Here is a 12,957-nt window from a genome sequence, read left to right as displayed (position 1 = left end):
ACGCTGGCCGAACGCAGGCATTGCGTAGTGGGCATCCCGGCATGGATGCCGGGATAGCCGCGCTGGGCCATGGATGGCCCTTCGCGGCGGGCCCACGGAGCAATGCCGGAGTGAGGGCACACCGAGCCTAGGCGAGGTGCCGAGTGGTGGGGCAAAGCGCTTTTGGTTACTTTTGGCGCTTTACCAAAAGTGACCCGCTGTAAGAGCGGAACCCTAAGCAGCCATTACCGCAGAAACGGATATTCACACGATCAAAAAACCGGAAAACCCATGGCCCACACCCTAATCCCACACCACCCCGTCCCGGCCCTCCTTCAAGAAGGCCTGATCGGAGTGATCGCCCCCGCCGGCCCAGCCCCATTGGACACCGAAAAAGCCATCCAATGGATGCGCGCCAGGGGCCATGATCTGCGAATTTTCCCCGGCGTCTACGAAAAAGACGGCTACCTGGCCGGCAGCGACGATACACGACTGAACGACCTGCACGCCGCCTTCGCCGACCCAGAGGTAAACGCGATCATCTGCCTGCGCGGAGGCTACGGCACCCCCCGCCTGCTCGATCGCATCGACTTCGAGCTTATTAAACGAAACCCCAAGCCCTTCGTCGGCTACAGCGACATCACCGCCCTGCATCTGGCAATCAGCCGTTACGCCGGCTTCGTGACCTTTCACGGACCGTTGCTCAACGCCGACCTGCTGGGCGATAAGGAGCCCCCGACCGTCACGTCCTTTTTCAGCCTGCTGCGCGGCCAATTGAAAGCGGGCGACGTACTGAGCCATCCCGCAGCCTATCCATTGACTACCGTGGAACCCGGCATTGCCCAAGGGCGCCTGTTGGGCGGCAATCTGTCGATGATCGCCGCAACCATGGGCACGCCCTACGAAATTGATGCCGAAGGCGTGATCCTGCTGGTCGAGGACGTCAATGAGCCGCTATATCGCATCGACCGTCTGCTGACCCAATTGCGGCTGGCAGGCACCCTGGCGAAGCTGCGAGGCGTGCTATTGGGGGATGTCGCCGGTGTGGATGGCGAGGCGCTGAACCGCTTGTTCAAGCAGACCTTCGAACCACTGCGTATTCCGGTGTTGTCCGGCTGGCGCAGCGGGCATTGTGATCCGAACCTGACGTTGCCGATGGGCGCGCTGGTGACGCTGGATGCGGGGGAGAAGAGGTTGGTGCTGGAGCAGGATGTGGTGGTCAGCCGCTAATTTTCTGTTGCCTGATAGTCAGTCATCGCGAGCAGGCTCGCTCCCACAGGGAATACATGAGCACCTGTGGGAGCGAGCCTGCTCGCGAAAGCGTCAGCCGCCGTACGGCAATTCAGCGACTACGCAACGCCTCCAGCAACTTGTGCGTCGGATACCCATCCGCCGGCCAGCCAAACGACTGCTGGGCGCCGCGGATCGCCTTGCGGGTGTTGGCGCCGATAATGCCGTCGGGCGTGCCCGCATCGTAGTTGTGCTTGCCCAGCAGGGTCTGCAGTTCGATACGTTCGCTGCGGCTCAGGGGAAGGTCTTCCTTTGGCCACTGGCCGTAGACCAGGCCTGCGCCGGCGAAGCGCTGTGACAACAGCCCAACCGCCAAGGCGTAGGACGATGAGTTGTTGTACTTGAGGATGGCTCGGAAGTTGTCGAATATCAGGAATGCCGGGCCGCGATGGCCTGCCGGCAGGAGAAGGGAAGCCGAGAGCTGTTTCTCATCCGGGGCAATCGGCAAACCGCCATATTCGGAAACGCCCAGGCGCTCCCATTCGGAGACGGCTTTGCGAATCGTGCCATCGGCCAGGGTGTAGTCGAAGCCTTCACCGAGCGAGACCTCGAATCCCCATGGTTGGCCGCGCTGCCAGCCGGAGCTTTGCAGGTAGTGCGCGGTCGAGGCCAGGGCGTCGGTGGCGCTGCCCCAGATATCACGACGCCCATCGCCATCGAAATCGACTGCATGGGTGTTGTAGGTGGTTGGAATGAACTGGGTCTGGCCCATGGCGCCGGCCCAGGAGCCGAGCATCTTTTCCGGGGTGATATCGCCCTGTTGCAGAATTTGCAGCGCGGCAATCAGTTGTGCGTGGGCAAAGCCCGGACGCCGTCCTTCGTAGGCGAGGGTGGCCAGGGAGTTGATCACTGACTTGGTCCCCTGGAACTGGCCGAAATTGCTCTCCATGCCCCACACCGCTACCAGCGCCTGGCGATCAACGCCGTAGCGCTGTTCGATGCTTTGCAGGATGTCGGCGTGCTGCTGGAGCAAGGCCTGGCCTTTGCGCACCCGCAAAGGTGACAAGGCGCCATCGAGGTATTCCCATACCGGCCGGCTGAATTCAGGTTGGCTGCGATCCGCCTTGATCACGCTCATGTCCGGGCTGACGCCGATGAAGGCACGGTCGAACAGGTCGGCCCGGATCCCGGCGGCCAGTGCTTCCTTGCGAAACCCGGCTTGCCATTCGGCGAAGGTCTGGGTCGGCGCAATATCCAGGTTCTCCCCGGTCGGCACTACGGGCGGCACGATGGCCGGTGCGGTCACGGCAGGCAGGGTCTTGAGCGGTTGGGCATCGGCGGCGGTGGGTTTTTCAGCGCAGGCGACCAATAACGCAACGCTTGCGGCAGCTATCAATTGGCGCAGTGGCCAACGACGGGAAAGGCGGAGGGGCATGCACGGGTCCAGATAAACGAATCAAGTGCTGACCTTAACATGGGCAGGGGCTGTAGAGCTTGTTCGAGTGTTTCAGGCTGCCAGAAAGCAAGAAGCCTCCCAGTTGTCAGACTGGAAGGCTTCGCGGCGGTAGCTGCCTTTGCCCTTGGCGGGTCGTTCCTGGCGGCTGCGGAACAGGGGCTGGGCGACGATGGACTTGGCCTTGTTGGGGCCATGCCTGGATGGCTTTTTGCTCATGACGGATCTCTCTTGGGGATGGTTTTTCGCGAGGCAATCATGGGACAGAGCTGGGTTTTTGTCCAGTCCCTGGACCGTGCTGGTTATGTCGTCTGGATGGAGAGATTTTGTCGCGAGGGAGCAAGCCCCCTCGCCACAGGTACCGGTTTATTCAGCGGGTAATGACAGCCGTTGGCCGGCCATCAACAGCGACAACCGGCTCAGGCTCATCCACGGCGAGCCTGCGGCCTGGCCCTTGATCTGTGCGTCGATGCGCTGGGCTTCGAGCAGCAATTGCGCCCAGCGTGATGCCGAGTAACGTTGCAGCGCCTTGCTCATCAACGGTTTGCGTTTGTCCCATACCGGCGGCCGGGCCTGGCTGAAGGCTTTGTCCAGCGGCACGCCCTGACTGTATTGCAACGACAGGTTCGCGAGCAGGCGCAACTCCCGGGCCAGCGCCCAGAGAATCACCGGCGGTTCGACGCCTTCGCCCCGCAGGCCTTCAAGCATGCGCAAGGCGTGGGCGGCTTCACCGTTGAGGATCGCGTCGGTCAGCCCGAAGACATCGAAGCGTGCGCTGTCGGCCACGGCCGCCTGGACCGTTTCCACTGTGATCTGGCCACCCTCGGCCATCAGCTTGAGTTTTTCGATTTCCTGGGCGGCGGCCAACAGGTTGCCTTCGACCCGGGCGGCAATCAGCTCAACCGCGTCCTGGCTGGCCGACAGGCCGGCCTGGGACAGGCGCTGGCGGATCCAGCTGGGCAACTGACTGACATCCACCGGCCAGATCTGCACGAACTGAGTCTGCTGGCCTTCGACCAGCGCCTTGCCCCACTTGGTTTTCTGCGCGCTGCCGTCGAGTTTCGGCAGGCTGATCAGCAGTACCGTGTCCTCGGCGGGCCGCGAGCAGTATTCGATCAGCGCGGCGGCGCCCTTGTCACCGGGTTTACCGGAGGGCAAGCGTAGTTCCAGCAGGCGTTTCTCGGCGAACAGCGACATGCTTGCCCCGGCCTGCAGTAACGTACCCCAATCGAAGCTGGCGTCGGCGGCGAACACCTGGCGTTCGTCGAAACCTTGCTGGCGGGCGGCAGAGCGGATGGCGTCGGCGGCTTCCTGGCACAGCAGCGGGTCATCGCCGCTGATGATATAGACGGGCGCGAGCGCGCCTTGCAGGTGTTTGCCGAGTTGAGCGGGAGCGAGTTTCATAGGCGCAGGCGAGCGGGGCGCCGGAGCGCCCCGCAAGGCTTATTGAGCCGGGATCTGCAACGGCGACTGTTGCGGGGTTTCCGCCTCAGCCTTGCGTGCCGCTTCCAGCGCTTCGGCTTCGGCCTTGGCGCGAGCGTCGGCGGTCTGTTGCAACTGGTCCAGTTGAGCGGGGCTCAGCTGTTGCAGGCGCAGCATCATGCGCTGGACCAGTTCACGACGCATTTCGCCGCGTACTTCGACGGACTCCTGATCGGAACCGGTGATGTTGTTGCCGTCGTGCAGGTAGACCTTCTGCACCTGCAGCTTGTCATCCAGCAGCGACAGACCATTCTGGCCGCGGATTTCGTAGTTCAACACGTTGGTCAGCTCGTACTCGGCCGAACGACCGGCGCCGGCATAGCTGAGGCTGCGCTGGCTTTGCTGTTCGCTTGCCAATACCAGCTTGTACGGTGCGCCGCTGTAGACTTTCACACCGCTGTTTTCCAGGGTCTGACGCAGCATTTTCACGGTATCGCCATAAGCGTCCCGCGCGCTGAGGTCCAGTTCCTTGATGGCCAGCTCGGTGGTGCCAGTGCCGCGCAGCTGGAAGCCGCAGGCGCTCAGCAGGACCGCCAGGCCCATAACCAGCAGATTACGTTTGATCATCTTGTTGCTCCCCTTGAAACCCATGGGCCGACTGTGCGGCCCCGCAGGTCATATTCGGCGTCCGGCCGGTGGCCTGGACGCCCGATCCAATTAGCTTGCGACGATATTGACCAGTTTGCCGGGCACGACGATCACTTTGCGGATCGTCAGGCCATCGACGAAGCGCAGTACGTTTTCGTTGGCGCGTGCGGCGGCTTCGACTTCTTCGCGAGTGGCGGCGGCCGGCATGTCGATCTGGCCGCGCAGCTTGCCGTTGACCTGGATGACCAGGGTCAGGCTGTCTTGTACCAGCGCTGTTTCGTCCACCACCGGCCAACCGGCGTCGATCACCGGGTCGGCGTGACCCAGTTGATTCCACAGTTCATGGCTGATGTGCGGGGTGATTGGCGCGAGCAGCAGCGTCACCGCTTCCAGGCCTTCATGAACCAGCGCGCGATCCTGTTCGGTGTCTTGCGCGGCTTTTTCCAGCACATTCATCAGCGTCATTACTTGGGCGATGGCCGTGTTGAATTTGTGGTTCTGGCCGACGTCATGGCTGGCCTGCTTGATCGCCAGGTGAATCGAGCGACGAATGGCTTTCTGCTCGTCGTTCAGGCCGGCGAGGTCCAGCTTGCCTGGCAGACCCTGGCTGACGTGAGCCTGGGCCAGGCGCCAGACGCGCTTGAGGAAGCGGTGCGAGCCTTCGACGCCGGAGTCGGACCATTCGGCGCTCATGTCGGGTGGCGACGCGAACATCATGAACAGGCGGCAGGTGTCCGCGCCGAACTGATCAATCATCGACTGTGGGTCGACGCCGTTGTTCTTCGACTTGGCCATCTTCTCGGTGCCGCCGATTTCCACCGGCAGGCCATCGGCGATCAGCTTGGCGCTGATGACCTTGGCTTTGCTGTCGCGTTCGAGCTCGACGTCGCTCGGGTTGAACCAGGTATAGGCACCATTGGCTTCGCGACGATAGTAAGTCTCGGCGATCACCATGCCTTGGGTCAGCAGGTTCTTGAACGGCTCGTTGGAGCTCACCAGGCCTTCGTCGCGCATCAGCTTGTGGAAGAAGCGCGCGTAGAGCAGGTGCAGGATGGCGTGTTCGATGCCGCCGATGTACTGGTCCACCGGCAACCAGTGGTCGGCCGCGGATTTTTCCACCAGGCCGCCTTCATAATGCGGCGAGGCGTAGCGGGCGTAATACCACGAGGACTCGACGAAGGTGTCCATGGTGTCGGTTTCACGCTTGGCCGGTGCGCCGCATTTCGGGCAACTGCATTCGTAGAACTCGGGCATGCGCGCCAGGGGCGAGCCGGCGCCGTCGGGTACGACGTCTTCCGGCAGGACCACTGGCAACTGGTCTTCCGGTACCGGTACATCGCCGCAGGTGTCGCAATGCACGATCGGGATCGGGCAGCCCCAGTAGCGCTGGCGGCTGATGCCCCAGTCACGCAGGCGGAACTGGGTGCGCGAGGCACCAAGGTTCTTCTTGATCAGGGCGACTTCGATGGCGTCGAACGCACCGGCGAAATCCAGGCCGTTGAACTCGCCGGAATTGATCAGCTCACCGTGCTCGCCATAGGCATCCTGCCATGGCGCCGGGGTCTGGTCACCGGCGCTGGTGCGCACGACCGGTTTGACTGGCAGGTTGTACTTGTGGGCGAACTCGAAGTCGCGTTCGTCGTGAGCCGGCACGGCCATCACGGCGCCGTCGCCATAGTGCATCAGCACGTAGTTGGCGACCCACACCGGAAGTTTCTCGCCGGTGAGCGGGTGTTCGACGAACAGCGAGGTCGGCAGGCCTTTCTTTTCCTGGGTGGCGACATCGGCTTCGGCGACGCTGCCGCCCTTGCATTCGGCGATGAACGCCTGCAGCTCGGGGTTGTTCTGCGCTGCGAGGGTCGCCAGCGGATGTTCGGCGGCCACGGCTACGTAGGTGGCGCCCATCAGGGTATCCGGACGGGTGGTGAAGACTTTCAGGGTGCCGGCCTCGCCAATGGAGGCGACGTCGTACGGGAACTGCACTTCCATGCCCCGGGACTTGCCGATCCAGTTGCGCTGCATGGTCTTGACCTGCTCGGGCCAGCCGGTCAGCTCGTCGAGACTCTCCAGGAGTTCATCCGCGTACGCGGTGATCTTGAAGTAGTACATCGGGATCTCGCGCTTTTCGATCAGCGCGCCGGAGCGCCAGCCGCGACCGTCGATGACCTGCTCGTTGGCCAGTACGGTCTGGTCCACCGGGTCCCAGTTCACGGTGCCGTTCTTGCGGTAGATCACGCCTTTTTCGAAGAGGCGGGTGAACAGCCACTGCTCCCAGCGGTAGTACTCGGGCTTGCAGGTGGTGACCTCGCGGGACCAGTCCACCGCAAGGCCCAGGCTGCGCAGCTGGGTCTTCATGTAGGCGATGTTTTCGTAGGTCCACTTGGCAGGGGCCACGTTGTTTTTCATCGCGGCGTTTTCCGCCGGCATGCCGAAGGCGTCCCAACCCATCGGTTGCAGGACATTCTTGCCCTGCATGCGTTGGTAGCGGGAGATCACGTCGCCGATGGTGTAGTTGCGCACGTGCCCCATGTGCAGCTTGCCGCTGGGGTAAGGGAACATCGACAGGCAGTAGTACGTCTCCTTGCCTGGCTGTTCACTGACTTCAAAGGACTTTTGCTCATCCCAGAACGACTGGGCGGCGGCTTCGATTTCACGGGGCTGGTAGTGTTCGTGCATGGCTACTTTTGTACTGAATGGGGTGGCCCAATCCTCTTCGTGGCCATGCTGGACGCAGACGACGCCGAATGCGGCGTTTTCGATGCCCAGCCAAGCTGGAAGTGGAGTTACAGGAAGCGCCGTAGCATACATGACCGCGCTCTGCCGAGGGAAACCTTGATTGCGTGTCCAGGCGTTGCCGACCATTGCCGACGGCCGGCGTTCAGGGCCGTTGGTCGCGGCGTCCTGCCGGTTTGCCCAGCGAAGCTAAGCTTCTCAATGGGGAGTGAGTCTTATCTTCAATGAGGTGAGGGATGGTTGAATCACAACGAAAAGTCGCTACACCTGAGCTGTACGAAAAACTGATCGATCGTCTCGGGGTGGCCCTGGACGCGGCAAGAACCGCCGGTCGCTTGCGTGATGAACGCCCGGCAGAGCTGGAACTACGCGGCTTGAGCCCCGCAGAGTTCGAAGTCGTCAAGGCTTACCTTGAGCAGGTCGGGCACCAGGCCTCCTCCAGTGGTGTCCAGGCAAACAAGCGTCTCGATGCGCCCCGTCCGGCCAAGGTTGTCTGGCTCAAGGACCGGACGCCCGACAAGGATGCTGTAAAGGTCCGCTCGCTGCAGTTCAAGTGAAGCCGGATCCACGCGTGTCGCTTTTTTTTGATTCGGCTTTTTTCGAATCTGTTGTCGCATTGCGTCAACCCACCTAGGCTTCGGGCATCTTTGGAGATGCCCGATGCCGTTTCGTTATTTCATCAAACAACTTCTATTGCCGCCCGGCATTCTTTTACTGCTGCTGGCGCTTGCCTGGTGGTGGCGCGACTCCCGGCCGCGCCTGGCTCGCCTGTGTTTTGCGGCGGGCCTGGGTGGTTTCTGGCTGATGAGCCTGCCGGTGGTAGTGCAGTGGAGCGCCGGGGCATTGGAGCGTGAGCCGCCACTGCCGCGCAGTGAATGGGCGACCCTGGCTCAGCGTGCCGACGCCATCGTGGTGCTGGGGTCCGGTCGTGAGCGTGGCGACCTGGCCTGGGGCACTGACCAGCCCACCGGTATCGGTCTGGAGCGCCAGCGCTATGCGGCGCGCCTGGCGAAGGCGTCCGGCCTGCCTGTGCTGACTACTGGTGGCTTGCACTATGGCACTCCGCCCAGCGAAGCGAAGCTGATGGCCGACGCGATGCGCGATGATCACGGGGTGACCGTACGCTGGCTGGAAGAGCGCAGCCGCACGACTTGGGAAAATGCCCAGATGAGCGCGCAGATTCTGTTGCCTGAAGGCGTCAAGCGCGTGGTCGTTGTGACCCAGGCCTGGCATATGCCGCGCGCGGTCTGGAGCTTCCAGCGTGCGGGCTTCGAGGTGGTACCGGCGCCGATGGGGTTTCTCGGCCAGGATAACGCCCGGCCATTGGGCGGCTGGATGCCGGAATTCAAGTCGATCTGGCAGTCGGGACAGTTGATGAATGAAGCGGTGGGGTTGGTGGGGTATTGGTTGTTCTACCGCTGACTTATCAAGGTGAACGCTATTGTGGCGAGGGAGCTTGCTCCCGCTGGCCTGCGAAGCAGGCCCCAGCAGTGCTCCAGGTAAACCGCACTGTCCGGTTTTGCGACTGCTGCGCAGCCGAGCGGGAGCAAGCTCCCTCGCCACAGAGATATCCAGCCCTACAAGAGGTGTGTCAAACGGTCTTGGCCATCCGTCCGGCCATCAACGCCCAGCCCAGCAGCAACACGCACAGGATGATCAACGGCCACGAACGCCATTGCAGGTAGGGCGTCAGGTCGTGCATCGGCACCACTTCGCCGTAGAGGATGCCGCGCTCGAATTGCGGGATGCTGACGGTGATCTGGCCGAAGGGGTTGATCAGGCCGGTCACGCCGTTGTTGGTGGCACGAATCATCCAGCGGCCGGCTTCCAGCGCGCGCATCTGCGCCATTTGCAGGTGCTGCAAGGGGCCGATCGAGGTGCCGAACCAGGTGTCGTTGCTGATGGTCAGCAGCAGGTCGCTGCGCGCCGAAAGGCTGGCGGCGAATTCCGGGTAGACCACTTCGTAACAAATGAATGGAGCGATCTGGTAACCCTTGGCTTGCAGCAGTGGCTGGTCGGCCGGGCCCCGGGCGAAATCCGACATGGGCAAGTCGAAGAATGCGATCAGCCCGCGCAGCAGGTCCTGCAACGGCACGTACTCGCCGAAGGGCACGAGTTTCTGCTTGAGGTAGGTGCCATCGCCTTCTCCGGTCACGGTGATGCCGTTGAAGTAGCGTCTCTCGTGGCGCACCAGTTGGCGAATCGGCACGCCGGTGATCAGCGCCGAATGCCGCTCGGCGGCGAAGCTGCCCATCATGTCCAGGTAACCCTGGGCAGACTCCTTGAGCACCGGCACCGCGGTTTCCGGCCAGACCAGCAGGTCGACGCGCTTGGAACTGAGGCTCATGTCGCGGTACAGCGCCAACTGCGCGTTGAGCTGTTCGGGGTCCCACTTCATGCTTTGTTCGATATTGCCCTGGATCGCCGCCACGCTCAGCGGGTCGCCCGAAGGACTGGTCCAGGCGTGGCCCTTGAGCGTCATGCCGGCGACCCACGGACCGACCAGCAGCACCAGGCCCGCAGCGATGAAGCCCTTGCGCCCGGCGCGCAGCAGCCGGGGCACGTTGTACAGCAGCGCGGCGGTCAGGGCGAGGGTGAAGGATATCAGCCACATCCCGCCCAGCGGCGCGAGCCCCGCCAGCGGGCCATCGAGCTGGCTATAGCCGGAATAAAGCCACGGGAAACCGGTCAGGAACCAGCCGCGGAAAGCTTCCTGGCCCAACCACAGCGCGGCGAAGGCCAGTGCGTCGGCCAGGGGCGCCTCGTTGCGCCGCAGCCAGCGCGCCCACAGCCAGGCGGGCAGGGCGAAAAACCAGGCGATGGAGGCGATGAACAACAGCATCAACAGACCGGCGAGCAGCACCGAGGCGCCGCCGAAGTTGTGAATGCTGACGTAGATCCAGCTGGTGCCGGCGCCAAACAGGCCGAAACCGAAACACCAACCACGGCCCAGGGCCTGGCGGGGCGAGAGTTCGCGCAAGCCGGCGTAGAACAACCCGACCGCGAGCAATGCCAGCGGCCAGATGTCGAAGGGTGCCAACGCCAGGGTGGTGATCGCGCCGGCCGCCACGGCCAGCAGGTTACCGGGCCAGCCGGGGCGGGTTATCCAGCGCATGTGTTTCCTTAGCGGGTCTCGCAGGGGTTAACGGGCAATGGGTGACAGGCGCAGCAGATGGATCCGGCGACTGTCGGCATTGAGGATGCGGAAGCGCCAGGAGCCGATCTCGGTGGTTTCGTTACGCTTGGGCAGGTGGCCGAAAGCGCTCATGACCAAGCCGCCGACGGTATCGAACTCATCGTCGGAAAACTCGCTGTCGAAGAACTCGTTGAAGTTCTCGATGGGCGTCAGGGCCTTGATCAGGAAGTCACCGCTGGGCAGTGGCTTGATGTAGCTGTCTTCCTCGACATCGTGTTCGTCCTCGATGTCGCCGACGATCTGCTCAAGCACGTCTTCGATGGTAACCAGTCCGGCCACGCCACCGTATTCGTCGATGACGATGGCCATATGATTGTGATTGGCGCGGAACTCGCGCAGCAGCACGTTAAGGCGCTTGGACTCGGGCACGAAGGTGGCCGGACGCAGCAAGTCCTTGATGTTGAAGCTGTCGCCGTTCTCCTGGAGGATCAGCGGCAGCAGGTCCTTGGCCAGCAGCACGCCCATGACGTCGTCATGGCTCTCGCCGACGACCGGGTAGCGCGAGTGAGCGGAATCGACCACGGCCGGAAGGAATTCGCGGGGAGTCTGGGTCGCCTTGATGCTGACCATCTGCGAGCGCGGGACCATGATGTCCCGCACTTGCAGGTCAGCGACCTGGATGGCGCCTTCGACGATGGCCAGCGCTTCGCTGTCCAACAGTTTGTTCTGGTGTGCATCGCGCAGCAGCTCCAGCAGCTCCTGGCGGTTTTTCGGCTCATGGGCAAAAGCCTGGGTGAGCTTGCCCAGCCATGACTTCTGCCCGTTGGTCGATCGATCTTCGCTCATAGCGATTACTCTGAATCCTTTGTCGTTACAGGTTGATGTATCAGTGTTCGTCGCCGGCATAAGGGTCGGGATGACCCAGCTCGGCAAGCAACGTTCGTTCCAGTGCTTCCATTTCCTCGGCTTCGTCATCTTCCATATGGTCGTAACCGAGCAAATGCAAGCAGCCGTGAATCACCAGGTGAGCCCAGTGGGCCTCAGGGGTCTTGTGTTGTTCCGCCGCTTCACGCTCCACCACGGGGACGCAAATCACCAGGTCGCCCAATAGCGGGATATCGAGCAGCTCGTCGGGCACGTCGGCGGGGAAGGACAGCACGTTGGTGGCGTAGTCCTTCTGCCGCCAGGTGTGGTTCAACTCGCGACCTTCGGCTTCGTCCACCAGGCGGATGGTCAGTTCCGAGTCGGCGCTACGCTGACGCAGGGCCAGTTCGCACCATTGACGGAACTGGGCCTCGCCGGGGGCTGCATGTTCGCTGGCCAGTTGCAGGTCGAGTTCAAGCATCGTGGCTGTTGCCCTTGGCGGCGGGCGCGTCTTCCTGGCGATTCTCGAAGCGTTCATAGGCTTCGACGATGCGCTGCACCAGCGGATGGCGCACGACGTCCTTGGGCATGAAATGCGTGAAGCTGATGCCCGGAACATCCTTGAGCACCTGGATCACATGGTTCAGCCCGGACTTGGTGCCACGGGGCAGGTCGACCTGGGTGATGTCCCCGGTGATGACGGCGGTGGAGCCGAAGCCGATCCGGGTCAGGAACATCTTCATCTGTTCGACGGTGGTGTTCTGGCTTTCGTCGAGGATGATGAAGCTGTTGTTCAGGGTGCGGCCACGCATGTAGGCCAGTGGCGCAACCTCGATGACCTGGCGTTCGATCAGCTTGGCGACGTATTCGAAACCGAGCATTTCGTACAGCGCATCGTAGAGCGGGCGCAGGTACGGGTCGATTTTCTGGGAAAGGTCGCCGGGCAGGAAGCCGAGCTTTTCCCCGGCTTCGACCGCCGGGCGCACCAGCAGGATGCGTCGCACCTGTTCGCGCTCCAGCGCATCGACCGCACAGGCCACGGCCAGGTACGTCTTGCCGGTGCCGGCCGGGCCGATACCGAAATTGATATCGTTGGCGAGGATTTCCTTCACGTAGCGCTGCTGATTCAGGCCGCGCGGGCGAATCATGCCTTTTTTCGTGCGTAGGGCCACCGCAGGTTCCGCAGGGGCTGGGTTGTCGAGTTCCTCGACAGCCGATTCCTGCAGGAACAGATGGACCAGATCCGGCGACAGCTCGCTTGCCTTGGTTTCCCGATAGAGGCGGCGCAGCAGGTTTTCCGCGGAGGAGGTGTGCTTGGGTTCGCCGATCAGTTCGAACTGGTTTCCGCGGTTGCGGATCTCGATGGCCAGGCGCTGTTCGATCAAGCGCAGATGCTCGTCGAATTGCCCGCACAGATTGGCGAAGCGGCGAGCCTCGAAGGGCTCGAGAATGAAACGATGTGGTTCGATGGGTGCGTTCAAGGTCGTTTTTA

The 12,957-nt window shown here is 62.5% G+C and carries 12 protein-coding genes; 3 read left to right on the top strand and 9 right to left on the bottom strand.

Going from position 1 to position 12,957, the window contains the following annotated elements:
- Nucleotides 1–270: 270 nt before the first annotated feature.
- A complete protein-coding gene (locus tag J3P86_RS23150) occupies nt 271–1,209 on the top strand; it encodes a S66 peptidase family protein (RefSeq protein ID WP_434627972.1) in 939 nt (312 codons plus the stop codon).
- A gap of 112 nt (nt 1,210–1,321) precedes the next feature.
- Here J3P86_RS23150 and J3P86_RS23145 read toward each other — a convergent pair whose 3' ends face one another.
- The 5 genes from J3P86_RS23145 to leuS all read right to left on the bottom strand — a co-directional run bounded on the left by J3P86_RS23145 (nt 1,322) and on the right by leuS (nt 7,408).
- Entirely contained in the window at nt 1,322–2,644 is a 1,323-nt protein-coding gene (locus J3P86_RS23145) for a lytic murein transglycosylase (protein WP_434698953.1), read from the bottom strand.
- Nucleotides 2,645–2,716: 72 nt separating this feature from the next.
- On the bottom strand, nt 2,717–2,881 hold the full coding sequence (gene arfA / locus J3P86_RS23140; RefSeq protein WP_030140368.1) for an alternative ribosome rescue factor ArfA: 165 nt from the start codon (nt 2,879–2,881) through the stop codon (nt 2,717–2,719).
- 147 nt (nt 2,882–3,028) lie between these two features.
- Complete coding sequence (gene holA / locus J3P86_RS23135; RefSeq protein ID WP_434571617.1) at nt 3,029–4,066, bottom strand: DNA polymerase III subunit delta; 1,038 nt, start codon at nt 4,064–4,066, stop codon at nt 3,029–3,031.
- A gap of 39 nt (nt 4,067–4,105) precedes the next feature.
- Complete coding sequence (gene lptE / locus J3P86_RS23130; protein ID WP_434627978.1) at nt 4,106–4,711, bottom strand: LPS assembly lipoprotein LptE; 606 nt, start codon at nt 4,709–4,711, stop codon at nt 4,106–4,108.
- Nucleotides 4,712–4,801: 90 nt separating this feature from the next.
- Entirely contained in the window at nt 4,802–7,408 is a 2,607-nt protein-coding gene (gene leuS, locus J3P86_RS23125) for a leucine--tRNA ligase (protein ID WP_434698952.1), read from the bottom strand.
- 293 nt (nt 7,409–7,701) lie between these two features.
- Here leuS and J3P86_RS23120 point away from each other — a divergent pair, with 293 nt between their 5' ends.
- Nucleotides 7,702–8,022, top strand: coding sequence for a hypothetical protein (locus J3P86_RS23120; RefSeq protein WP_434571622.1), 321 nt, complete (start codon nt 7,702–7,704; stop codon nt 8,020–8,022).
- A gap of 103 nt (nt 8,023–8,125) precedes the next feature.
- A complete protein-coding gene (locus J3P86_RS23115) occupies nt 8,126–8,887 on the top strand; it encodes a YdcF family protein (protein ID WP_434698951.1) in 762 nt (253 codons plus the stop codon).
- A gap of 169 nt (nt 8,888–9,056) precedes the next feature.
- Here the strand turns inward: J3P86_RS23115 and lnt are convergent, their stop codons facing one another.
- The 4 genes from lnt to J3P86_RS23095 are packed head-to-tail and all read right to left on the bottom strand — an operon-like array spanning nt 9,057 to nt 12,946.
- Nucleotides 9,057–10,580 (bottom strand): apolipoprotein N-acyltransferase, encoded by a 1,524-nt coding sequence (lnt, locus tag J3P86_RS23110; RefSeq protein ID WP_434698950.1) that lies wholly within the window; start codon nt 10,578–10,580, stop codon nt 9,057–9,059.
- A gap of 27 nt (nt 10,581–10,607) precedes the next feature.
- Nucleotides 10,608–11,447 (bottom strand): HlyC/CorC family transporter, encoded by an 840-nt coding sequence (locus tag J3P86_RS23105; protein WP_186610826.1) that lies wholly within the window; start codon nt 11,445–11,447, stop codon nt 10,608–10,610.
- A 40-nt stretch (nt 11,448–11,487) separates the two neighbouring features.
- Nucleotides 11,488–11,946 (bottom strand): rRNA maturation RNase YbeY, encoded by a 459-nt coding sequence (gene ybeY, locus J3P86_RS23100; protein WP_434571627.1) that lies wholly within the window; start codon nt 11,944–11,946, stop codon nt 11,488–11,490.
- Nucleotides 11,939–12,946 (bottom strand): PhoH family protein, encoded by a 1,008-nt coding sequence (locus J3P86_RS23095; protein ID WP_434627991.1) that lies wholly within the window; start codon nt 12,944–12,946, stop codon nt 11,939–11,941. Before J3P86_RS23095 ends, ybeY begins: the two co-directional genes overlap by 8 nt.
- Nucleotides 12,947–12,957 lie beyond the last annotated feature (11 nt).

Origin of the sequence: Pseudomonas sp. D1-1 (genome assembly GCF_051132225.1) — a bacterium.
GTDB lineage: Bacteria > Pseudomonadota > Gammaproteobacteria > Pseudomonadales > Pseudomonadaceae > Aquipseudomonas.
This window is presented reverse-complemented; position numbering and strand designations above follow the sequence as displayed.